Here is a 449-nt window from a genome sequence, read left to right as displayed (position 1 = left end):
CAGCTCGATAATCAGAAAAACAATGAAAAACTGTTCAGCTTTGACCAGCTAGACATTAATACAATTGATTTTTCATTAGCGAAACAACGCCTGGCTATCTCAGAAGTGATCGTTGATGAACTATATGCCCGCATATTTATTAACGAAGATGGCGAAACCAATGTAAGAGGACTACTCAAGGAGCAACCAAACGACAAAGCTGAGACAGAGAATAAAGATCAAGACAGTCTCTTCAATGGCTATGAGTTGGCAATTGGTCAAGCGATTATTAATAACGCGAGTTCGCGTTTTACCGATGCCAGTTTGCCGATAGTTTTTGATACACATATGCAGGCACTCAATGGCGAAATAAGCGGTTTTTCTACGCTTTCTGAACAACCCGTAGAGCTGACATTGGAAGGTAAGGTTGATGAATTTGGTCTGGTGGAAATTGATGGTGAAATAAAACC

General features: G+C 40.3%; 1 protein-coding gene. It reads left to right on the top strand.

Annotated features, from left to right (window positions below):
- On the top strand, positions 1 to 449 hold a 449-nt coding region (locus B3182_RS01495), incomplete at both ends, for a DUF748 domain-containing protein (protein WP_292751253.1).

This window comes from Methylophaga sp. UBA4204, from assembly GCF_002379485.1.
In the GTDB taxonomy this organism is placed as follows: Bacteria; Pseudomonadota; Gammaproteobacteria; order Nitrosococcales; family Methylophagaceae; genus Methylophaga.
The sequence above is the reverse complement of the archived record's forward strand: the minus strand, read 5'-3'. Positions and strand labels throughout refer to the sequence as shown.